Annotated in this window: 18 protein-coding genes and 1 pseudogene; 11 read left to right on the top strand and 8 right to left on the bottom strand. The window is 71.0% G+C overall.

What is annotated here, in order from left to right:
• Positions 1-137 precede the first annotated feature (137 nt).
• Positions 138-1580 carry a hypothetical protein gene (locus ACEZDE_RS02195; protein WP_380531252.1) on the top strand — a complete coding sequence of 481 codons (1443 nt, stop codon included), beginning with the start codon at positions 138-140 and terminating at the stop codon, positions 1578-1580.
• Positions 1581-1618: 38 nt separating this feature from the next.
• Here the strand turns inward: ACEZDE_RS02195 and ACEZDE_RS02190 are convergent, their stop codons facing one another.
• On the bottom strand, positions 1619-2200 hold the full coding sequence (locus tag ACEZDE_RS02190) for a TetR/AcrR family transcriptional regulator (RefSeq protein ID WP_380531249.1): 582 nt from the start codon (positions 2198-2200) through the stop codon (positions 1619-1621).
• 88 nt (positions 2201-2288) lie between these two features.
• On the opposite strand from ACEZDE_RS02190, the gene ACEZDE_RS02185 reads away from it, so the two are divergent.
• Positions 2289-3224, top strand: a complete 936-nt coding sequence (locus tag ACEZDE_RS02185) for an aldo/keto reductase (RefSeq protein ID WP_380531247.1) — start codon at positions 2289-2291, stop codon at positions 3222-3224.
• 135 nt (positions 3225-3359) lie between these two features.
• Positions 3360-4886, top strand: a complete 1527-nt coding sequence (locus tag ACEZDE_RS02180) for an MFS transporter (RefSeq protein WP_380531244.1) — start codon at positions 3360-3362, stop codon at positions 4884-4886.
• Positions 4887-4995: 109 nt separating this feature from the next.
• Here ACEZDE_RS02180 and ACEZDE_RS02175 read toward each other — a convergent pair whose 3' ends face one another.
• A complete protein-coding gene (locus ACEZDE_RS02175; RefSeq protein ID WP_380531241.1) occupies positions 4996-6708 on the bottom strand; it encodes a cation:proton antiporter in 1713 nt (570 codons plus the stop codon).
• Between the two features lie 260 nt (positions 6709-6968).
• Between ACEZDE_RS02175 and ACEZDE_RS02170 the strand changes: the two genes are divergently transcribed.
• Entirely contained in the window at positions 6969-7736 is a 768-nt protein-coding gene (locus tag ACEZDE_RS02170; protein ID WP_380531238.1) for a maleylpyruvate isomerase family mycothiol-dependent enzyme, read from the top strand.
• Positions 7737-7810: 74 nt separating this feature from the next.
• On the opposite strand, the gene ACEZDE_RS02165 is transcribed toward ACEZDE_RS02170, so the two are convergent.
• Positions 7811-8431: an L-threonylcarbamoyladenylate synthase gene (locus tag ACEZDE_RS02165; RefSeq protein ID WP_380531235.1), complete on the bottom strand. Its 621-nt coding sequence runs from the start codon at positions 8429-8431 to the stop codon at positions 7811-7813.
• Positions 8432-8605: 174 nt separating this feature from the next.
• Between ACEZDE_RS02165 and ACEZDE_RS02160 the strand changes: the two genes are divergently transcribed.
• From ACEZDE_RS02160 to ACEZDE_RS02130, 7 genes and pseudogenes are all read left to right on the top strand, one after another.
• On the top strand, positions 8606-9022 hold the full coding sequence (locus tag ACEZDE_RS02160) for a hypothetical protein (RefSeq protein ID WP_380531232.1): 417 nt from the start codon (positions 8606-8608) through the stop codon (positions 9020-9022).
• Positions 9019-9792: a hypothetical protein gene (locus ACEZDE_RS02155; RefSeq protein ID WP_380531229.1), complete on the top strand. Its 774-nt coding sequence runs from the start codon at positions 9019-9021 to the stop codon at positions 9790-9792. Before ACEZDE_RS02160 ends, ACEZDE_RS02155 begins: the two co-directional genes overlap by 4 nt.
• Positions 9789-13223: a hypothetical protein gene (locus ACEZDE_RS02150; protein ID WP_380531226.1), complete on the top strand. Its 3435-nt coding sequence runs from the start codon at positions 9789-9791 to the stop codon at positions 13221-13223. Before ACEZDE_RS02155 ends, ACEZDE_RS02150 begins: the two co-directional genes overlap by 4 nt.
• A 298-nt stretch (positions 13224-13521) precedes the next feature.
• Positions 13522-13821 (top strand): hypothetical protein, encoded by a 300-nt coding sequence (locus tag ACEZDE_RS02145; protein WP_380531223.1) that lies wholly within the window; start codon positions 13522-13524, stop codon positions 13819-13821.
• 98 nt (positions 13822-13919) lie between these two features.
• On the top strand, positions 13920-14405 hold the full coding sequence (locus tag ACEZDE_RS02140; protein ID WP_380532369.1) for a hypothetical protein: 486 nt from the start codon (positions 13920-13922) through the stop codon (positions 14403-14405).
• A pseudogene (locus tag ACEZDE_RS02135) lies at positions 14393-14770 on the top strand (DUF6188 family protein). Before ACEZDE_RS02140 ends, ACEZDE_RS02135 begins: the two are co-directional and overlap by 13 nt.
• A complete protein-coding gene (locus ACEZDE_RS02130) occupies positions 14691-15245 on the top strand; it encodes a hypothetical protein (protein ID WP_380532367.1) in 555 nt (184 codons plus the stop codon). Before ACEZDE_RS02135 ends, ACEZDE_RS02130 begins: the two are co-directional and overlap by 80 nt.
• A gap of 451 nt (positions 15246-15696) precedes the next feature.
• Here the strand turns inward: ACEZDE_RS02130 and ACEZDE_RS02125 are convergent, their stop codons facing one another.
• The 5 genes from ACEZDE_RS02125 to ACEZDE_RS02105 form a co-directional block, all read right to left on the bottom strand.
• Entirely contained in the window at positions 15697-16248 is a 552-nt protein-coding gene (locus ACEZDE_RS02125) for a transposase (protein WP_380531220.1), read from the bottom strand.
• 395 nt (positions 16249-16643) lie between these two features.
• The gene (locus ACEZDE_RS02120) at positions 16644-17087 is read right to left on the bottom strand and encodes a nuclear transport factor 2 family protein (RefSeq protein ID WP_380531217.1); all 444 of its coding nucleotides are present in this window, start codon (positions 17085-17087) and stop codon (positions 16644-16646) included.
• A gap of 110 nt (positions 17088-17197) precedes the next feature.
• Positions 17198-18109 (bottom strand): enoyl-CoA-hydratase DpgD, encoded by a 912-nt coding sequence (gene dpgD, locus ACEZDE_RS02115; protein ID WP_380531214.1) that lies wholly within the window; start codon positions 18107-18109, stop codon positions 17198-17200.
• Positions 18110-18427: 318 nt separating this feature from the next.
• Positions 18428-18604, bottom strand: a complete 177-nt coding sequence (locus ACEZDE_RS02110) for a hypothetical protein (RefSeq protein WP_380531211.1) — start codon at positions 18602-18604, stop codon at positions 18428-18430.
• Positions 18601-20082 carry an MFS transporter gene (locus ACEZDE_RS02105; RefSeq protein ID WP_380531208.1) on the bottom strand — a complete coding sequence of 494 codons (1482 nt, stop codon included), beginning with the start codon at positions 20080-20082 and terminating at the stop codon, positions 18601-18603. Before ACEZDE_RS02105 ends, ACEZDE_RS02110 begins: the two co-directional genes overlap by 4 nt.
• Positions 20083-20225: the final 143 nt, after the last annotated feature.

Here is a 20225-nt window from a genome sequence, read left to right as displayed (position 1 = left end):
AATCCTCGCACGCGGCGGTAAAGCCCGCGTAGTGCGCCCGAAACACTGGTGGTGTTCTGTGGGGCCCCTGGCGCGAAATCCATTGCCGAGGGGCGGATGTGACGACGTTGAGGGGACTCCCCGGAGACCCAGGAGCAATGGAGCACTTCGCGCAGTGCCTGAGCGGCGTCGCGGCCCTGGTCGACTGGGACGGCAGCTGGTTCCGGGAGTTCTGGCAGCGCGACGCCGAAGGGATGCGCGCCTGCCTGGAGGGCCGTGAGGTGCCGCCCTGGGACGTGATCGAGTCCATGCTCCACGACCTCGCCGCGGTCCGGGGCACGGAGAGCGCCCGGCACGAGGCGGCTCGGCTCCGCCCGCTGTACCGCGCATCGGTACGGGCCTACGACCGCACCGAGGGGGTCAGGGCGACGCTCACCGAACGGCTGCGCCTGCTGCGCGAGGAGCAGCAGCGGTCAGCCCGCCTGCTGCGCGACCTGCAGACCCGCGGCGCCTCGGCCGTCGGCCCGGAGCGGCAGCGGGCCGGTGCGAGCGATCTGGCCTGGGCCGGTGACTACCACGCGCGGATCTGCGGCCGAATCGCCGAACTGCGGGGCCGGGTGGCGGCTTTGGAGCAGGGAGAGGCGGCACCGGTCCGCCCGGTGCCCCAGAACGCCGGGCAGCGGCCGGAGTCTGCACTACTGGAGTCCTCGCTGCCGGAGCGGCGGCCCCCGGCGTCCTCCGCGTCAAGGCGCAGAGGACGGGTACGCGGCAGCGCCCGCTTCGCGGGCCAGGACGTCGGGGCCCGGACCGGGTCCGTCGAAGCGGGTGCGGAGCAGTCCGCCGGGACCGTGGCCGCCGCGGACCGCTCCGCCGGGACCGTGGCCGCACCTCGCGGTGCCCGCTTCTCCGGGGCGCCGACCACAGCCTCCCCGGGGACCACGGCGGTGACCACCCTGCCCGGGGCGGTCGGCACGTTACGCGGTGCGCGGTTCGTGGGGGCCGCGGACGCGCCCGCCGCCCGGGTCGCCGCCGCCGTGGACGACGCGGACCGCGCGGCGGTCACCCGCACCGTCGAGATGCTGCGGGGACTTCGCGCGCACGACCGCGGCGGCCAGGCGCACGCCGTCCTCGCCGAGGCCGCGTACCAGCCTGCCGTACGGTTCCCGCTGCTGGCGGAGCAGCTGGAGCGAGCGGGTATGGCCGCGGACTGGGCCACGCTGCTGTGGGAGGCGGCGGCGCTGCCGCTCGACCGCGTGCTCGCCGCCGCGGAGGCACTCGGGGCCGCCGGACGCACCCCGGACGGCGAACAGCTGCTGCGGCTGGGCATGGGCAGGTCCGCCGCGGAGGTCGGCCCCGCGGTGGCCGAACTCGTCGACGAGGCCCGGGGCAGGGAGGCCCGCGCCGTCCTCGACGTCTATCTCCGCACCCGTGCCACCGGCGAGTCCGCCCGGGTCGCGCTCGCGGACCCGGTCCGCCTGGTGCCGCTTCTCCTTGAGGTGGCCCTCGGCGTTTCCACCGGCCTGCACGAGGACCTGGTGCTGTCGCTGCGGGTCGCCGGGATGCGTGACGAGGTGTCAGCGGCGCTGTCGCAGGCCGGATAGGGCCCATGGCCCAATGGGCCCGGTCGCGGTGGCCGCTCTCAGGCGGTCCGGTCGGCGTCGGGACGCAGACCGCCGATGATCAGGTCGAGCACGCGGCCGGTCTGCTCGGGGGTGCTGCTGCCCGCGGTGGCGAGGAAGGTGCCGAGCAGGATCACGGTGACGTCGTCGGGGTCGACGTCGGCGCGCAGGGTGCCGTCGGCGGCGCCCGCGTCCAGGAACGCGGCGATCGCGCCGGTGATCCGCTCACGGGTGGCCGGGGTGGCGATGCGCCCCGCGGCCCAGCCGGCCCGCAGGGTGTCGATCATTCCGCGCTTCATCGCGGCGAACCGGGCGTAGCTGTCCATCCAGGCGCGCAGTGCCAGGTCCGCGGGGTGGGCGGCGAGCAGGGCGGGGGCGCTGGTGGTGATGGCGGTGAGCTCGGCCGCGTAGACGGCTTCGACCAGGGCCTCGCGGGTGGGGAAGTGGCGGTAGAGGGTGCCGATGCCCAGGCCGGCGTCGCGGGCGATGTCCTCCAGCGGGACACCGGCGTCGGCGGCGGTGAAGGCGGTGCGCGCGACGGCGATGAGGGTGTCGCGGTTGCGTTGTGCGTCCGCGCGGAGCGGGCGGTCCTGGGCGGCCAAAGCGGAGGTACCTCCGTTAGTGCTATTCTCGGATAGAGCGGAGGGACCTCCGCTTCCCCCATGCTCCCACAGGACAGGAGTCCAGCCCATGCCTGTCGATGCCGCTTCCACCACACCCAACGGCGTCCCCCGCCCCGGCGGTGCGGGCCGGCTCGCCGGTCGCACCGTCTCCCGGGTCGGCTTCGGCGCGATGCAGCTGGAGCGCCTGCACGCGGACCGGGCTGCCGCGGTCGCGCTGCTGCGCCGCGCGGTCGACCTGGGGATCGACCACGTCGACACCGCCCACTTCTACGGCAACGGGTTCGTCAACGCGGTGATCCGCGAGGCGTTCGGCCCCCGGGACGAGGTCCTGGTGGTGAGCAAGGTCGGCGCGGACCCCGACCCGGGCGCCCGCATCCCGCTGCGCCCCGCCCAGCGGCCCGAGCAGTTGCGGGCCAGCGTCGAGGCCAACCTGGCCGGTCTGGGCCTGGAGCAGATCCCGGTGGTGAACCTGCGCCGCCTGGACACCGGCCCCGGGCTCCGCGCCGAGGGCGACCAGGTCGTCGCCATCGAGGACCAGCTGGCGACGATGACCGCGCTGCGCGACGAGGGCAAGATTGGCGCCATCGGTCTGAGCAGCGTGACCGCGGACGGGCTGCGCCGGGCGCTCCCGGCCGGAATCGCCTGCGTGCAGAACGCCTACAGCCTGCTCGCCCGGGACGACGAGGACATGCTCGCGCTGTGCGCCGCCGAGCAGATCGCCTGGGTGCCGTTCTTCCCGCTCGGCAGCGCCTTCCCCGGCCTGCCGAAGGTCACCGACGAGCCCGCGGTGCGCGCCGCCGCCGAGTCCCTGGACTGCACACCGGCCCAGGTGGGCCTGGCCTGGCTGCTGCGGCACGCGCCCCACGTCCTGCTGATCCCCGGCACCGCCGACCCGGACCACCTGGCCGCGAACACCGCGGCCGGCTCGCTGGTGCTGGACGAGGCGACCCTCGCGGCCCTGGACGCCGTCCCGTCGCGCCCGCTGCGCATGGCGCTGGGGTGACCCGACACTGTCCGGCGGAGCGGACATGACGCACCCTCACCACCCGCACCAGCTACCTGAACACCACAAGCCTCAGCACCAGACAGCTCAGAACCACACACCTCAGTACTACACACCAGGACAGGGCACCACACCATGACTGACCCGACACCCACCCTCGACCCAAGGCGGTGGCGGGCCCTGGGCTTCATCGCCCTGGCCCAGCTGATGGTCGTCCTCGACGGCACCATCGTCAACATCGCCCTCCCCTCGGCGCAGCACGACCTGGGCATCTCCGACGCCAACCGCCAGTGGGTGGTGACCGCCTACGCACTGGCCTTCGGCGGCCTGCTCCTCTTCGGCGGCCGGATCTCCGACCGCTGGGGACGCCGCCGCGCCTTCATGGTCGGCCTGATAGGTTTCGCCGCCGCCTCCGCGCTCGGCGGCGCTGCGGTGAACACCGGCATGCTGCTGGGCGCCCGTGCGCTCCAGGGCGCGTTCGGCGCGATCCTGGCACCGGCCGCACTCTCGCTGCTGGCGGTGATGTTCACCCAGCCCAGGGAGCGCGCCAAGGCCTTCGGCATCTACGGTGCGATCAGCGGCGGCGGCGCGGCCATCGGGCTGATCCTCGGCGGCCTGCTCACCGAGTACGCCGACTGGCGCTGGACCCTCTACGTCAACGTCCTCTTCGCGGTGGTCGCGGTGGCCGGCGCGGTGTTCGTGATCAAGGAGCCCGAGGGCGCACGCCACACCACCCGCCTGGACATCCCCGGCATCGTGCTGGCCGGCACCGGACTGGCCTCGCTGGTCTACGGCTTCAGCAAGGCCGAGACGGACGGCTGGAGTTCGGCCGGGACACTCGGCTTCATCATCGCCGCCGTGGTGCTGCTGGCGGCCTTCGTGGTGGTGCAGTCGCGCGGCAGGTCCCCGCTGCTACCGCTGCGCGTGGTCCTGGACCGCAACCGCGGCGGGGCCTACCTGACCATCGGCATCTCGGTGGTCGGCATGTTCGGCGCCTTCCTGTTCCTGACCTACTACCTGCAGGTGGTGCTCCACTACAGCCCGGTCACCAGCGGGTTCGCCTTCCTGCCGATGGTGGTCGGGATGATGCTGGGCGCCACCCAGGTCGCGGTGCGGCTGCTGCCCAAGGTCCCGGCGCGGTTCCTGATGGCCCCGGGCGCGTTCCTCGCGGCCGGTGCGATGCTGGTGCTGACCCAGATCAGCGTCGGCGGCTCCTACGCCACCCACGTCCTGCCCGCGCTGCTGATGCTCGGCTTCGGCATGGGCCTGGTGTTCATGCCCGCGATGAACCTGGCCACCCTGGGCGTGCAGCGCCAGGACGCGGGCGTGGCGTCCGCCATGGTCAGCACTTCCCAGCAGGTCGGCGGCGCCATCGGCACCTCGCTGCTGAGCACCGTCGCCAACAGCGCCACCGCCGGCTACGCCAAGGGGCACGCGAGCGCGGTCCGCTCCGCGGCCGACGCCGCCGCGCTGAAGTCGAGCGCGATGGTGCACGGCTTCACCACCGCCTACTGGGTCGCGGCCGGGCTGCTCGCGCTGGCCGGGCTGTCCGCGGCGGTCCTGGTCAACGCGCGTCCGCTGGGCGGCCACCAGGTCGAGTCCGACTCCAAGGCCGCAGAGGCCGCCGAGGAGCAGGAGACGGTGCCCACTCTGGCGCACTGACCCCGCACGCCCGGACGCCCGGACGCCGGGTCCAACGCACCGTCGGACCCGGCGTCCGGGCGTCGCAGCGCGACCAAGAGTACGGACGGGGTCGGGCCCCGGCGCGCGGTCACCCCTCCGGGCTCTGGAAGCGGGCCAGTTCGTCGTCGATCAGGCCCTGGGCCTTCTTCACCACGCGGGAGTTGTAGGCACCGGTCGAGCGGAGGGCCAGCAGCGCGTTCTGCTGGGCGGACGCCGTGGCCAGCATCAGCTGCTGGAACTGCTCGCGCGGATCGACGCCCTCCGCGACGGCCCCGACGGCGGGCTTCCGGCGGCGGGCCGCCGTCCAGTTCCGGACCTGCTCCAGCACCGCCGGGTCGTAGGGGACGCCGTCGGGCGTCCTCAGCTCGGGATCGTCCAGGGCGTCGGCGACGCGGGACGTCATCTCGGCGTAGAGCTCGACGAAGGCGGCGCGGTCGGCGGCCTCGTCGTCGCCGGGGACCTTGAGCGCGCGGATCACCCGCGGCAGCGACAGCCCCTGCACGAGCAGGGTGGTGACGGCCACGACGAACGCGATCAGCAGGAGCTGCGGCCGGTAGGGGGTGTCGGACGGCAGCGACTGGGCGGCGGCCACCGTGATCGCGCCGCGCATCCCGGACCAGGCGATCACCGTTCCGCCGCGCCACCCGAACTTCTCGTTGATCTTGAAGTCAGCGTCGCTCCGGCCGCGCACCAGTCGGCCCTGGAGCCGCTCCGGGTCGGTGTTCCGGAAGCGGTTCGGCAGGTCCTGCCCGCTGCTGAGCCGGTCGGCGAGGTCGTCCAGCGTGGTCCGGAAGTTCTCGGCCCGGTCCGCGTCGCGTCTGAGCGAGGCGACCAGCGGGACGAGGAACAGCATCCGTACCGCGATCGCCAGCAGCGTCGCCAGCAGCCCGATCCAGACGGCGTGGACGACGTCCTGTCCGGCGTCGTGCGCCTGGTCCAGCAGGGTCCTGAGCTGAAGCCCCATCAGCAGGAAGATCCCGCTTTCCAGGAGGAAGGCGATGGTCTGCCAGTTGACCTCCTCGGCGAGCCGGTCCCTGGCCCGCAGGAACCGGGGGCTGAGATGACCGCTGACCAGCCCGGTCAGCACGACCGAGAGCACCCCCGAGGCGCCCAGGGCCTCGGCGGGCAGGAACGCCAGGAACGGCACCACGAACGAGAGGGCCGTGTTGAGCACGGTGTCGGTGAGCCGCCCCCGCACCAGCACGGTCAGCAGGCCGACCAGGACCCCGATGACGGTGGCGATGGCCACCGAGAGCAGGAAGTCCGTGCCCACCTTCCACAGGTGCACGGTGGAGGTCGTCGCGGCGACCGCCGAACCGAGCAGGACCAGCGAGGACGCGTCGTTGACCAGGCCCTCGCCCTCCAGGATGGTCATCAGCCGGGACGGCAGGCCGAGCCGCTTGCCGATGGAGGTGGCCGCGACCGCGTCGGTCGGGCTGATGATCGCGCCGAGCGCGAACGCGGCGGCCAGCCCGAGACCGGGCAGCAGCCAGGCGAACAGGTACCCCGCGCACAGGGTGGTCGCGACCACGAGCAGGATCGCCAGCCGCAGGATGGCCTTGAGGTCGCGCCGGAAGTCGATCGCCGGCATGTGCACGGCCGAGGAGTAGAGCAGCGGCGGCAGCACCACGGTCAGCACGAGCTCGGGCTCGACCTCGATGTGCGGCACCCCCGGCAGGAAGCTGAGCACGAGTCCGACCACGACCAGGGACAGCGGCGCGGCCACCCCGATCCGCCGGGACACCACCGCCACCGCCACCATGCTGATCACGCCGAGCACGGCGATCAACGTCAGTTCCACGTGCGCTTCCCCTCTGGCCCCACCCGTCGTGAGGGCTCCCCTGCACGATGCGGGCCCGCGTCGTGCATGCAGCCGCATCTTTCCAGGTGGTCCGGCCTGCCGACGGCCACCGCGCTGCCGTCGTCGGGGACACCTCCCTCACCTCGCTTCAACGCTCGGTCGCCGAAGCAGGGGTGGGTAGAGTGACCTGACCGGCGGTCAGCAGGCCGGTGCAGCCATCCTCCCGGCTCGGACCGAGCCCGCGACCGATCGGAATGCCCATGCCCGACCTCGACGCCTGGATCTCGGCGGCACGCAGTTCGCAGGACCGCTTCGCCGCCCTCGTGCTGCCGCTCGACGCCGAACAGGTGCAGCATCCCTCGTACGCCGAGGACTGGTCGGTCGCCCAGGTCGCCTCGCACCTGGGCAGTCAGGCGGAGATCTTCGGCCTTGCCCTGGACGCCGGACTGGCCGGAACCGCGGCTCCGGGAATGGAGCAGTTCCAGCCGCTGTGGGACACCTGGAACGGCCGCTCCGCTCAGCTTCAGGCGACGGAGAGCGTGAAGGCCAACGAGGCCCTGGTGTCCCGGATCGAGGGCCTGTCCGAGGCGGACCGGGCCCGCTTCAAGGTGTCCCTGTTCGGCCGGGAGGTCGACCTGGCCGGGCTGCTGGCCCTGCGGTTGGGCGAGCACGCCCTGCACACCTGGGACATCGCGGTGGCGCTGGACTCCACGGCTGTCCTGTCCGCTGACGCGGTCGACCTGTTGATCGACGTGCTCCCCAGTACCGCCGCACGGGCCGGCCGGGCCGCCGCCGAGCCCCGCACCCTCGCGGTCGAGACCGCCGCCCCGGAACGCCGCTTCACGCTGACGACCGGGCCCGACGTCGTACTCACCCCCGACTCCGGCACCGGCCCGGTCGACCTGGTCCTGCCCGCTGAGGAGCTGGTGCGGCTCGTCTACGGGCGGTTGGACGAGGAGGCGACCTCGGCAGAGCTGCCGGGCCACGAGGTGGTCCCCGAGCTGCGGCAGGTGTTCCCGGGATTCTGACGGGTCGTTCGGGCCCCGGCGGCTTCGGGCCCTGACGGCCTACGGGACGGCCGCCGGAGCCCTGCCCGGGGGGGCTATCCGAACCGCGTGGTGTCGCCCGCTCCGCTGCGGACGATCTCGGCCTCGCCGCTGGAGAAGTCGATGACCGTGGTCGGCTCGGTGCCGCAGTCGCCCGAGTCGAGCACGGCGTCCACGACGTGGTCGAGCCGTTCCTTGATCTCCCACCCCTGCGTCATCGGCTCCTCCTCGCCGGGCATGAGCAGGGTGCTGGACAGCAGGGGCTCGCCGAGTTCGGCGAGCAGCGCCTGGGTGACCGCATGGTCGGGGATGCGGACCCCCACCGTCCTCTTCTTCGGGTGGAGCAGTTGCCGCGGGACCTCGGCGGTGGCCGGAAGAATAAAGGTGTACCGGCCCGGGGTGGCCGCCTTGACCGCTCGGAAGACCCTGTTGTCGATGTGCACGAACTGGCCCAGCTGAGCGAAGTTCTGACACACCAGGGTGAAGTGGTGACGGTCGTTGAGGCTGCGGATGGAGCGGATCCGGTCGATGCCGTCACGGTTGCCGAGCTGGCATCCCAGTGCGAAACACGAGTCGGTCGGATACGCGAGCAGCGCTCCGGAGCGGATGAGGTCGGCCACGGCAGCGATGGTGCGCTGCTGCGGGTTCTCGGGGTGGACGTCGAAGTACTTCGCCATCCGCTGAGCTTAGGGGACCGCGGTCACTGTTGTGCCGTGCCGCGAGTTCCGCGGGCGGCGTGGCGGCGCCGGCAGCCGGCAGGTGATTCCCCGACACGGCCACACGGGCACGGGTCCACAGGATAACGTCACCTGACGGTGCACCAACAATGAATGGGGGGCGGGGCAACGGTGATGTGGATCGATGCCTCGGCATGCGGTGCGGCAGGGGGACTGATCGCCGAAGCGGTCGTCACCTTCGGGCGCCTGAATGCCTGGCAGCAGGCCCGACACACGGCGAGGGCCACGGCGGCGCCGCTTCCCCGGCTCGACGGGTTCGTCGATCCGCTCGCGGACTCGCTCGCCGCACTCCTCCGGGTGGCGCTCGGGGGAGTGGCCGGTTGGCTGCTCCACGCCGAGATCACCGGTGTGTACGCGGCGGTGACCGTCGGAGCCTCGGCCCCCGCGCTGCTCGCCCAGGTGGGCAGGGCGACCACACCCGCCGTGGCCCTGCATGGGCCCGACGGAGCACAGCCGGCCGCACTCCCCTCGCCAGGCGATGGCCAGGGGCCGCCGCCGACCCGTGCGGGGGATGCGGGGGAGGCGTCGTGACCACCGGCTCGGTCGTCCGGAGTTCCTGGCGGTCCTTCATCGGCCGTAGTCCGTCGCCGTCCTCCTCCCTCTCCCTCTCGCCCGCTCCGGGACGCGGTCGCGGACGCGACGGCCACACCCTGCGGCAGCGGTTCTGGGCCTCGTTCACCGGCCTGGACCTGCCCCCCGTGCGCTCCGCGCGCCTCGGCGCCGCGCCCGCCCACGCGACGACCCCGGGGAGTCCGCCCGTCGCCCCGCGCCAGCCCCCTCCCCGGCGGCGGACCGGCGGACTCCCCTCGGGGCGGTTCCTGCTGCCCCGGCTCCCGCAGGTCGGCGGACTGACCGCTGACGGCGGCGACGCGGTGCTGGTCGAAGCGTCCTCCCCGGACGGCAGCGCCACGTTCCTGGTGCGCGGCCACGGAACCACCCCTCTCGCGTACAGCCTGGAACTGGTGGTGCACGGCAGGGACGCCACCCGGCCGCTGATGACGTCGGTCGGCTACGCCGGGCCGGACGGTGTCGAGCGGTTGCTGCTGGTGCCGGTGGTGCGTGCTCGGATCGGTCCGCCCGCCTCGTACGTCCGTCTCCCGGACCTCAGCGCCGAGGCGGAGTTGACGGCCTCCGCGCCCGTTCCGGTGAGCCCGGAGAGCGCGAGCGCCTGGGATGCCGCGACGGTTGCGGCATCGGTCCGCGCGGCGCTCAACGAGGCGACCCGCGAGGCCTGGCGCCAGGTGCGGGAGTCGGTCGCGGACGACGGCCTGGGTGCTGTCATCGACCGGGAGCTCCGGTGACCGCGGCCGAGGAACGCGCCGCCCGCACCGAGGGCCCCCGGCCCGGAACACGTCCGGAGCCCGGCTCCCTCGCGGCCCGGTCGGCGCTCGAACAGGTGCTGGAACGCACCACCAGCCCGCAGGCCGCCGTACGCGAGTTGCTCGGCGACACCCCGGCGCTGTGGTGGAACTGCTGCGGCGAGGCGGCCCGCGCCGACCCCGCCTGGCTGTCCGGTCGGCGCTGCGAGGAACTGCGCACCTGGCTGCACACGACGGCGTCGGACCAGGGCGCCGCGGCGGTGGCGTCGGTCGACCACCCGCTCCTGCTGGCCCGGGTGCTGGCCGCACCCGCGGACGGGACCGGGGACGAGGCCCTGTCGCAACTCTCCACGGCCTGGCAAGAAAGCAGACTGCTCCCTCTTGCCCCCGCCCCCACCGACGCCGAGGACCCCTCCTCCGCCGACCCCGCCTCCAACGTGCTGGCAATCGCCCTGCTGATGATGGCGGGGGCGGAATCGCGCAGGCGGCCCGCCGTCCGGGTGTCGGTGGTCTTCGGCCGATCGGCCGGTCCGGACGGACGCGCCGAGCTGCCGGAGGGGGCCACCGGTGTCCTGGAGCTTCGCGACTTCCCCCGGGGGCCGACGGGGCTGTACCCCGACCCGCGGGCGATGGCCGGGGTGCGGAGCCCCAACGGCCAGTTCGCCGCCGCGCTTGACCACGCCTGGCGTCTGGCCGGTCCGCGACGCGAGGGGCGCTGCGTCCTGTGGCGCATCGTCCTGTCCGACGAACCGGCGGCTCCGGCACGGCTCGAAGGCCCCTCGCTCGGTGCGGCCTTCGCCCTGGGCCTGCGCGAACTGCTGCGCCACCCGCGGTCCGGTCGGCCCGGCCTGTCCCGGCTGCGCGCGGTCTTCTACGGCCTGCGGCCCCGGACCGCGGTCACCGGCGCGCTCGGAGGCGAGGACCTGCTCAGGGTCAGCGGCATGGACGCCAAGCTGCTCGCCGCCCGCCGCAGCGGTCTGCGGCTCGTCGCCCCCGAGGCGAACCGGCTCGACGCCGCCAAGGCGCCCGAACCCGGCGACGTCAGGTTCGCCCGGACGCTCCGACAGGCCGACCGTCACGCCCGGCGGTTCCGCACCGGTCGGCTGGCGGTCGCCCTGTCCCTGGTCGTGGTCAGCGGTGCCGGGGCCGGTGCGCTGGGCGCGGCCGTCAACCAGCACGGCAACAGCGTCCGCCAGCACCAGTACGCCCTCTCCCGGCAGTTGGCCGCGCAGGCGGTGGCCCTCGACACGTCCCAGCCGGACATCGCCAAGCAGATGCGCATCGCGGCATACCGCACCGCGCCGACCACGGAAGCCTTCGACGCGCTGACCAGCGGGGTGCGGCTGCCCGGGGTGATCGCCGCGCCCGCCGTCTCGCACGTCGCCGTCAGCGACAGCCTCATCGCGGTCGAGGCCGCCGGCCGGGCCCGCCTGTGGAGCCGCTCCACCCACCGCTTCGCGGCGGTGCTGCCCACCCCGGGCGTGACCGCCGCGGCGTTCAGCCCGGACGGCACCGCCCTCGCCGTGGGCACCAGCACCGGAGCCCTGGACGTCTGGAACGTCACCGAACCGGGGCACCCGACGCTCAGCAGGACGCTGCCCGGCGCGGTCGGCCCGATCCAGGCCGTGGCGTTCAGCCCGGACGGCCGCCTGCTCACCGCGGGCGGCGCCGACCACAGCGTCCGGGTGTGGAATCCGGCCGCTGATCGTGGTCAGGGCGGAGCCGCCACCCCGCCGACCCCCCTGGCGACGATCAACGGCGGGGCGGGCACGGTCGCCGGACTCGCCGTCAGCCGGGACGGACACCAGCTGGCCGAGGCGGATTCCGACGGCTCGACCAGCCTGTGGGACATCACCCGACCCGCCGTCCCGGTCCTGCTCACCCGGATCCCCGACAGCCAGCCGGTCCGCTCGGTCGCCTTCGACCCGGTGGGCCAGGTGCTGGCCGCGACCGGCCTCGACGGGAACGTGCGCCTGTGGGACATCCGCGACCCGCGCCGTCCGGCGGCACTGGCCGCGCTGCACGGCACCGGCCCGATGGCCGCCACGGCCTTCTCGCCCGACGGACGCTTTCTGGCCGCCACCGGCATCAACGACGCTGGGCCCACCCAGCTCTGGGACGTCTCCGACCCCCGGTTCCCCGCGCCGCTGCCGACCCTGGCCGACGGCGGCGGGAACACCGACGTGGCCTTCAGCCCGGACGGGACCGTACTCGTCACCGTGGACAAGTCGTCCGGCGGCCTCCGCTCCCCGGACGACACGGTCAAACTGTGGAGCGCGATGAGCCTGGGGCTGCCGGCCGCCACCGCGGCGCTGCCCTTCGGCAAGCACTACGACTCCGTCGCGCTGTCACCCGACGCCGCGGTCATGGCCGCGGCGGGCGTCGACGAGGTGGGCGTGTGGGACCTGGCCGATCCGGAGCATCCCCGCGAGCTGTGGAGCGAGGGAGACCCGCGGACTCCGACCGGGTACAGCGTCTCCCTGTCGAACCGCACCCTCGCGGTCGGGGGAGACCACACCGTCACCCTGCTGAGCCTGGCCGACCCGAGCCGTCCGGTGGAGCAGGGCTCGACCGTCCTGCCCGGCTCCGGGGCCTTCCCGGACTCCCTCGACGTCACGCTCAGCCCGGACGGGCGGCTGCTGGCGGTTCGGGACAGCGACCGGCCGGAAGCCTGGCTCCTCGCTGTCCCGGCCGTCTCGGCCTCGTCGCCTTCCTCGCCACCCCGCCTCCTGGCCACCCTCGACGGCATCCCCGGCGGGCACGAGACCTTCAGCGCCGACGGGACCCTGCTGGCCATCGGCAACCTCCCGCAGAACCAAGGGGGCAACGTCCAGGGCCCGTCCCCGGCAGGGATCTGGGACATCCGCGATCCGAGCGACCCCAAGCCGTTGACCAGTGCCGTCAAGCAGATCGGGATCGCCACGGCCGTGCAGTTCTCCCCGAAATCCCCGGTGCTGGCGGTCGGCGCCCGGGACGGCACGGTGGCCTTCTGGCGGACCACGCCCAGCGGGCGGGTGACGCGGTCGGCGTCGCTGCCCGGTGCCGGGGCGGCAGTGCTGGCCCTGCGCTACAGCGCGGACGGCGACTTCCTCCTGGACCTCGACACAGCCGGAACCATCCGCATGTGGAACCTGACGAATCCGACCAGCCCCACCCTGCTCGGGCACTACAACGAGCCCGCCAGCCCAGGTCTCGCCTACGGGGACGCCTCGGCCGCGGTCGGACCCGCCCGACCGGCCGACGGCGGCCGGACGATCGTCACCGCCACCGACCTCAGCGACCCCTACCTCTGGACCAGCGGCGCCGACCAAGCCGTCAGGCGGCTGTGCCAGACCATCGGCGACACCCTGACCACCGCGCAGTGGAGCCACTACCTCCCGGGCGCAAGCTACGCCAACCCCTGCCCGAGCTGAGCACGGCCGCCCCGCGCCCCGGCCGCCACCCCGCGACCCCACCACCCTCAGGAGAAACCCCGTGCAATCACCCCAACCCCACAACCTCCGAGCCCCCTTCCGCTCCTTGCTGAGCGCGCTCACGACCGTAGCGGCGATATCCCTCTGCGCCGCAGGATGCAGCAGCACACCGCCCCCGTCGCGCCCGTCACCCCCGCCGCTCCGACCGACAGCCACCCACCCATCGCCGCCCCTCGCACCCCCGAACCCACCCGACTTCGCCCTGTTCACCGGCCACTGGATCGGACACGGCAACGACATGACCGTCAACGCCGACGGCACGTTCACGATGGAGCTGCGCACCTACGTCTCCTGCACCGACAACCCTCCGCCCTGCGACACCGACACCAACGCGCAGATCACCGACGGCGCTCACGCGCTCGGCACGCTTCGCACCGTCTCCGGAACCGTCGCCTCCGGCGTGATCAGCACCACCAACGACGCCCCCCAGATGCCGACCGGCCCGGTCACCTTCACCCTCGACACCACCAACGACGCCATCAACGCCCTGAACCTCAACTGGTGCGGCCCCAACGCCCCTGTAGGAATCTGCTACTGATCCCCCAGCACGCAACCTTCGGAAGCCCCGAAACCCCTTGCTCTCACCCGCCGCTACAGCACGGAATCCTCGGAGCCGACGCCGAACAAGAACGCAACATGGCCCTCAGCGCCGCCCAGATCGCGTGCTCCGAGACCGGGTGCAGCGAAGCGGACCGCTACTACTACGGCATGTACTCGCAAGGGTTCCTCGGCCAAGGCATCATTGAGGCAGCTGGAGCCGGCGGTATCGTAGGCAGCAAGGCTCTCAAGGCGCAGGTCGAAAGGATTCAGAAGCAAAAAGCTGAGAGCGGCTCGGCCACCCGCTTCGGCCCAAACCCGCCTCCCGGAACCGGAGATAATTGGACTGTTCGGGCCTCGGACAACGGCAAGGGAACAGTCTGGCAAGCGCCCGGATCCAACGGAAACGCAAACAGTGTCTGCGTAATGGCAGCAACACCGCGATACGCTAATGGGTATGTACGCTTTTATAATTCCGGTGGCCAGCCGCTCGGTATTAACGGAAATCCTGGCCCAAACTCCGCCACGCCTATCCCATTGGATCAGAATGGAAATTATCCACTTCCTACTGGATGGCAGCAGTGAAAATTAAGGCAACCGGGTGCAGCGTCAGGCGGATCTGTTTCGATGGGGGAATGGTTATTCTCCTCGATTCTGGGCAGGAGATTCGAATCGAAACTTTTGCCCATATCGAGGGTACGCAAGAAGCTCCTGTTCGATTCGATCCGCAAGTCCCGTCCGAATCAGCAAATGCCATCGCCATGAGGCTACTAAATGCAAATATTTCCGAGGTCGAGGCAATGGATTCGGGGTCCTTGAATCTCCAATTTTAGGACGGGCGTCGACTAACTGTGACAGCGGATCTCAATTATGAAGCGTGGAGTATTACATCAGCCGATGGAGCCCGTATTATTTGCATGCCTGGCGGTGAAATCGCAGTCTGGTCGTAGTCCATGGAAATGCCTTGGTCGTGAGAATTTTCTCGTCCTTCAGGTGTTGCAGGCTTCCCAGGGTTTGATCTCGGCGGATATGGGCGGTATCTCGTTCCAGGTGGATGGCGGGACGATCTTCGTTTGCTTTGCTGTGCGTCGACGTGAGACGGAGGAGCTGGAAGAGGATGACGATATCATGTTCGAACTGGATGCCTTCCTGGGTGGTGAAACTCCGTTGAGGACACGGGTATACGTAGGCCCCCGGACGGTGATTGGCCAGGACGTCGCCATCGTATGGTTTATCTGGCCAAGCTGGAAACGGACGGGTAGCTGCGCTATGCCCGGCATATTGACAGCACATCTACTGACACCGGTGCCGGTCGTGGTGTCGATGGGACGGTCGATAATGCCGGTCATGGCAGATCGCAATCTGGTCCTTCGGATCATTACCACGGCGGCGCGGGAGTCGTTGAAGCCGCTCGGCTTGGCCTAGCGCGGGCGGTCGCGGGGGGAGTGGGGATGGTTGGGTGGCTGGTCTGGGAATGTGTGGTTCGGGTCTCGCTGCTTTGTTCCCTCAAGGAGTATCTCGGGCGGGGCGTCGTCGCAGGATTTGGCCTGGAAGAGATGTATCACGCGGTCAGCGTCGTGGGCCAGCAAGGCTGCCAGGTCCGGGGGCAGATGCGGTGCCCGGGCGGCATTGTGGCGGACCAGCAGTTTGGGAGAGCTCGTGAGCTGGCGTATGGCTTGGGCGTTCGCGTGCGGTGCGCTGATCCACCGTAGTGCTGTGGTCTGTTCGTGCGGGTCGATGTCGGGAACCTGGGAGGCCATTGCGTCGATCTCGGCCGCCGTTGCTGGCGGCACGGCGTGGTGATGGTGTGCACGCCCGACACCTCGGCGGCCATGTGACAGTCGCGTGGCCGTTAAGTGCTTTTCTGCCGGTTCCGTCAGCTGTGGACGTAGGTTCGGGCGTGGCGGCGCTCCGCGCTGACCCGGGGGCCGCCGGGAAATGAAGCCAAGTTGGGTCTTGAACCCGCCACGGGATTCGCCGGAAGCCCTGCGGGAGCGGCCAGGGAGCGGCCACGCTTGTTCCTATGGATACCACCGAAGAACAGGTCGCTGTTGCTGAGGCATTGCGGGTCTGTCTGGGAATCCCCTGCCCGAAGTGCAAGGTGAAGGCCGGTCAGCACTGCCGTAATCAGATGGGGGGTGGGGTAGTCAACGCCCGTTTCCACAAGCCGCGGCAGGTCGACTCCGGCGCGCAGCAGATCCTGGAGGCCGTGGGCATCAGGCATTTGCGCTGGCAGGCTGCGGCCACGGGCACCTGGACCGGTGCCCCCGTGTGAGCGGCTGCGCAGCATCGTGCGCAGTTGGCCGTACAACTCCTTGATCAGGTCGTTGTCGCGCCAGCGGCGGAAGAACCGGTAGACGGCCCGCCACTTGGGGTCGTCGGCGGGCAGACTGGCCCAGTGAACGCCCTCGGTCACCAGGTAGCGCACAGCGTCCAACATCCCTCCGGGCGACCCCCTCGCCCGTTCAGCCAGGCCGGGACCGGCAGCAGCGGCCGAACGATCACCCACTCCGCGTCCGAGAGGTGGAGCCGTAGCGAGGGGTCCGGCCGGGCTGGTCGGCGGCGTTGCCGAGTCTATGCGCGAGGCAATCGCACAACACTCCGGAACTGGACGCCGAGGGTGGGCACGCCAGAGTGGAGCACGAGGGCCTCCTGGTTGTTCGCTGACTCGACATCACCGAACTGTGCAAGAGGCCCTTCTTCTATGTGCCGACCACCGACTGATCACCCGAACGAGACCAAAGCGCATGGAAGTTCGAGCGGCAGTCTGTCCCTCGGATTGGGAATCGCTTCTAAAGCCACATGATCCGAACTCGGTTTTTTTTAGATGGCTGGGCGCCAGAAGAAGGTTTTGCGGTGGGTGATTTTGTTGTTGGTGGTGATGTAGGTGTCGGCGAAGGGTTCGTGGAGGGGTTGTCCGGTGTGGGTGGTGCCGTGGAAGTGGCCCCAGCAGGCGGCGGTGTTGAGGTTGCTGGTGGTGTGGTCGATGTGGTGGTGGCCGGTGGCGATGATGCGTTGGTGTTGGTAGAAGTGGAGGATTTGGTGGAGGCCGAGGAGGGGTGGGTAGCCGGGGCGTTCGTAGACGGCGTCGTCGGTGAAGATGTGGGTGAGGTTGTTCCAGGTGCGGTTGTCGATGATGTGGAAGAGGTCGTGGACGAGGGTGTCCGCGGTGCGGTAGGCGGTGCTGGTGCTGGTGCTGGTGCTGGTGCTGGTGGTTGTGGCGGGGCTGGTGCTGGTGGTTATGGCGGTGGTGGTGCTGGTGGTCATGGTGTTCCTCTTGCTTTCTTTTCGGGGGGTGGGTGGGTTGGGGGTGCTTTTTCGGGGGTGTTTTTTCGGGGGGTGTTTTTTCTGGGTGGGGGTGGGCCGGGGTGTGGGGGTTATTGTCCTTGCCAGTGGGGTGGGCGTTTTTGGGTGAAGGCGAGGGGGCCTTCTAGGGTGTCGTGGCTGTTGATGCGGTGTTCTTCCCAGTGGTAGCGGGTGGTGAAGGCTTGTTCGAGGGGCATGGTGGTGGCTTTTTGTGCGGCTTCTTTGGTGGCGCGGAGGGCGAGGGGGGCGCAGGTGAGGATGTCGTGGAGCCAGTGGTCGGTGGTCTGGTCGAGTTGGTCCAAGGGGACGACTTCGTTGACGAGGCCGAGTTGGTAGGCGCGTTGGGCGGTCATGGGGCGGCCGGTGAGGAGGTGGCCCATGGCGGCTTTGAGGGGTGTTTGCTGGCTGAGGCGGAAGACGCCGCCGGCGCCGGCGATCAGGCCGTGTCTGGGTTCGGGTAGGGCGAAGGTGGCGTGGTCGGCGGCGATGATGATGTCGCAGGCCAGGGCGAGTTCGAAGCCGCCTCCTAGGGCGTAGCCGTTGACGCGTGCGATCAGGGGTTTGCTGAGGTTGAAGCGTTCGGTCAGGCGGGGCCAGCCGGGTTGGCCGTGGCTGCCGAAGGTGCTGGGGCGGGTGCCGTGGTGTTGGCGTTGGGCGAGTTCGTGCAGGTCCTGGCCGACGGAGAAGGAGCGGTTGCCGGTGCCGGTCAGGACGGCGGCCCAGAGGTTGTCGTCGTGTTCGAAGTCGTCCCAGATCTCGGCGAGTTGTTCGTGCATGCGCAGGTTCATGGCGTTCAGGACCTGGGGGCGGTCCAGGGTGATCCAGGCGGCGTGGCCCTTCTTCTCGTAGCGGACGACCGGTGAGGCGGCATCGCCGTCCGCGGTCCCGGTCCCGGTGGTGGGTTCGGCGGCGGTGGGTTCGATGGTGGTGGGTTCGGTGGTGGTGGTGTCGCTGGTCTTGGCGTCGTCGTTGGTGGTGTTCATGGGTGCTCCGGCCGGCGTGTTTGGGGGGTGTGGTGGTTGGTCAGGCCGTCCAGGGTGATCGCGGCCTGGATGGCGGCCGGGGTGGTGGTGGCGGTGGCGGGGGTGGTGGTCTGGGTGGTCGTGGTTGCTTCGGCTGGTGGGCTTGGGGGGTGTGGTGGTTGGTTTGGCTGTTCAGGGTGGCTGTGGCTTGGGTGGCGGCTGGGGTGGTGGTGGCGTCGCGGCTGGTGTCGGTACCGGTTTTGGTGGTGGTGGTCTCGGCGCTGGTGCCGGTGGTGGCGTTGTTGCCGGTCTCGGCGCTGGTGCCGGTGGCGTTGGTGTTCATGGGTGCTTCGGCCGGCGTGTTTGGGGGGCGTGGTGGTTGGTCAGGCCGTCCAGGGTGATCGCGGCCGGGGTGGTGGTGGCGTTGCCGCCGGTCCCGGTGGCAGTGCCGGTGGTGGTGCGGGTGCTGGTGCCGGTGGTGGTGGTTGCAGTGTTGGTGGTGTTGGTGGTGGTCATGGTTGCTCCGGCCAGTGGGCTTGGGAGATGTGGTGGTTGGTCAGGCCGTAGAGGGTGACGGTGGCTTGGATGGCGGCCAGGGTGATGGTGGTGGTGAGGGGGGTGGTGTATTGGAGGAGGAGGCCTGCGGTCATGGTTCCTAGGGGTGGGCCGACGCTGAGGACGGTCATGACGGCGACGATGGTGCGGCCGCGGCGGTCTTCGGTGACTTGGCGCAGGATCATGATGTCGATCAGGACGCGGAGGGCGGGGACGGTCAGGGTGGCCAGGATCAGGGTGGCGAAGACCCACCAGGGGCCCAGGGGGGCGGCGAGGAGGGCGACGGCGGCGGCGACTACTGCGGAGACGGTGATCAGGAGGCGGCCGGGGGTCATCAGGGTGTGGAGTTTGCTGACGAAGGGGGCGCCGAGGAGCATGCCGACGGCGGATCCGGACAGGGCTGTGCCGATCAGGGCGGGGGAGGTGTGTTGGGTGCGCAGGGTGACCACGACGGTCAGGATGATGGCGGTGATGATGAGGTAGAAGGTGCCGATCAGCAGGATCGCGCCGCGGAGCAGGGGGTTGCGCCATAGTTCCAGGACGCCGGCGAACATGCCCTCGGTGCCGGGTGCGGCACCGGTGCCCGTGCTCGCGCCCGTGCCGGGTGCGGTGTCGGTGCCTGCGTTCGTGCCTGTGTCGGGGGTGGTGTCGGGTCCCGGTGCGGGGGTGGTGGTGTGGGCGGCGGGGTCGGCCGGGCCGCTCCGGTTGCCCTGGATGCCCTGGGTGCCCTGGGTGCCCTGGGTGCCCTGGGTGCCCTGGGTGTGCTGGGTGCTTTGGTGGTTTTGGTTGTTGGGGTGGGTGTCGGTGGTGTGCTGGCTGGTGGGGGTGCGGGGGGGTATGCGGACGAACAGGGTGCACAGCAGGGAGAGGGTGAAGGTGGCGGCGCAGGCGAGGAAGGGCAGGACGCGGGCGATGCCGTAGAGGGTGCCGCCGACGGCGGGGCCGATCAGTCCGGCGGCGCCTTCGCGGACTTCGTCCTGGGTCAGGGCTTGGGTGAGTTGTTCGGGGGGGACGACGGCGCGGACCAGGAGCATGCGGACGGGGCCGCCGAAGGCGGCGCCGATGCCCAGGACGGCGGCGACGAGCATGAGGTGGATCATGGTGAGGTGGCCGGTGGTGATGGCGATGGCGACGGAGGCGGTGGCCAGGGCGCGGAGTGCTTCGGCGCCGATGAGCATGGTGCGGTGGTTCCAGCGGTCGACGAGTTGGCCGATGGGCAGTCCCAGGAGCACGTTGGTGGCGGCTTGGACGAAGCCGAACAGGCCGGCCAGGGCGGGGGAGCCGGTCAGGCCGAGGACCAGTAGCGGGTAGGCGACGTCGACGGCTTCGACGCCCAGGGTGGTGCTGGTCGCGCCGATCCACAGGAGTTGGAAGCGCCAGTTGCGGCGCAGTGGGGGCGGGGCCAGGTGGAGGCCGGCCGGCGCGGTCTGGGTGCTCATGGTTCGGGGCCTCTCGTTCTGCGGAGGGTCCGCGGCCTACGGGGGTTGCCGGGTGCGGGGTGCGGGGGCCGCGGCGCGGGCGGCGGCGGCACCGCCTGGCGGGTCTGGCGGCGTGACGCCTCCGCGCACCCGAGCCCAAACGC

The sequence above is a fragment of the Streptacidiphilus cavernicola genome, from assembly GCF_042510955.1.
GTDB classification, from domain to species: domain Bacteria; phylum Actinomycetota; class Actinomycetes; order Streptomycetales; family Streptomycetaceae; genus Streptacidiphilus; species Streptacidiphilus cavernicola.
Note: the sequence above shows the minus strand (reverse complement) of the source record. Positions and strands in the feature narration are given on the sequence as shown.

Coding starts and splice junctions, on each gene's coding strand:
- ACEZDE_RS02170 (WP_380531238.1), top strand. CDS start 6,969: ATGCCCGACCTCGACGCCTGGATCTCGGCGGCACGCAGTTCGCAGGAC.
- dpgD (WP_380531214.1), bottom strand. CDS start 18,109: ATGAACACCACCAACGACGACGCCAAGACCAGCGACACCACCACCACC.
- ACEZDE_RS02140 (WP_380532369.1), top strand. CDS start 13,920: ATGGCCCTCAGCGCCGCCCAGATCGCGTGCTCCGAGACCGGGTGCAGC.
- ACEZDE_RS02145 (WP_380531223.1), top strand. CDS start 13,522: ATGACCGTCAACGCCGACGGCACGTTCACGATGGAGCTGCGCACCTAC.
- ACEZDE_RS02165 (WP_380531235.1), bottom strand. CDS start 8,431: ATGGCGAAGTACTTCGACGTCCACCCCGAGAACCCGCAGCAGCGCACC.
- ACEZDE_RS02180 (WP_380531244.1), top strand. CDS start 3,360: ATGACTGACCCGACACCCACCCTCGACCCAAGGCGGTGGCGGGCCCTG.
- ACEZDE_RS02130 (WP_380532367.1), top strand. CDS start 14,691: ATGAAGCGTGGAGTATTACATCAGCCGATGGAGCCCGTATTATTTGCA.
- ACEZDE_RS02110 (WP_380531211.1), bottom strand. CDS start 18,604: ATGACCACCACCAACACCACCAACACTGCAACCACCACCACCGGCACC.
- ACEZDE_RS02195 (WP_380531252.1), top strand. CDS start 138: ATGGAGCACTTCGCGCAGTGCCTGAGCGGCGTCGCGGCCCTGGTCGAC.
- ACEZDE_RS02120 (WP_380531217.1), bottom strand. CDS start 17,087: ATGACCACCAGCACCACCACCGCCATAACCACCAGCACCAGCCCCGCC.
- ACEZDE_RS02105 (WP_380531208.1), bottom strand. CDS start 20,082: ATGAGCACCCAGACCGCGCCGGCCGGCCTCCACCTGGCCCCGCCCCCA.
- ACEZDE_RS02160 (WP_380531232.1), top strand. CDS start 8,606: ATGTGGATCGATGCCTCGGCATGCGGTGCGGCAGGGGGACTGATCGCC.
- ACEZDE_RS02185 (WP_380531247.1), top strand. CDS start 2,289: ATGCCTGTCGATGCCGCTTCCACCACACCCAACGGCGTCCCCCGCCCC.